This window comes from Candidatus Viridilinea mediisalina, from assembly GCF_002532535.1.
Lineage (GTDB): Bacteria > Chloroflexota > Chloroflexia > Chloroflexales > Chloroflexaceae > Viridilinea > Viridilinea mediisalina.
Window position 1 is genome coordinate 1 of record NZ_NQWI01000309.1, and the last position, 737, is coordinate 737.

Annotated in this window: 1 protein-coding gene; it reads right to left on the minus strand. The window is 49.7% G+C overall.

The window, feature by feature from the left end:
* Positions 1-570 (minus strand): Uma2 family endonuclease (locus CJ255_RS22190; protein ID WP_133117028.1); only part of this gene is annotated, 570 nt, incomplete at its 3' end.
* Positions 571-737 lie beyond the last annotated feature (167 nt).

Consider the following 737-nt stretch of genomic DNA (forward strand, 5'->3'; position numbering starts at 1 on the left):
CCTACGCACCACCTTCGCATAGACATCCTGCAAGCGCAAGGTATAATCTACCGAAACCAGATGAATCTCGGCTTGTTGATCAGTAATCTCCGTTATAAGCCACTGATGTGGCCCATAGCGAACAACATGTTCCAGATAGGCTTGATCTTGGGCAATAAGTAGATATTCTCGGAGCGAAGGAATAGAACGATAGTAGTGCGATTTCTTGCCGCGATCGTACTGCTCTGTTGATGGCGAAAGAACCTCAACAATAAGAATAGGATTAAGTAACGTATCTTGTTGCGTATCAGCACATTGCAAATCACCACAGACAACCATAATATCAGGATAGAAATAGCTCTCTTGCTCTACTAGCCCAAGACGCATATCACTCGCAAAGACCGTACAACCCTGAGCAAGCGTATGCTGATGCAAACGGGCAAAGATATTTCCCACAATGATATTATGGGCAACACTCGCCCCCGACATTGCACGAACCGACCCATCAACATACTCATGCCGTTGCGTCGCAGCGCGCTCAAACGCAAGGTAGGCTGCCGCGTTCATCTGCGCGTGAGGTTGGACGGTCATATGATTAACTCCATTCCTGATCATGCCAGCGGTGCCACGCAGCGCCAAGCGCCTGCTGAATCAAGGGGCCACACTCGCGTGAGAGTGCATCGGCTGCCGCTGGATCATCTTTGGTACGCAGCCACTCGTCGGGCGAGATTTCGACATAGACCATTCTATCATCAAAG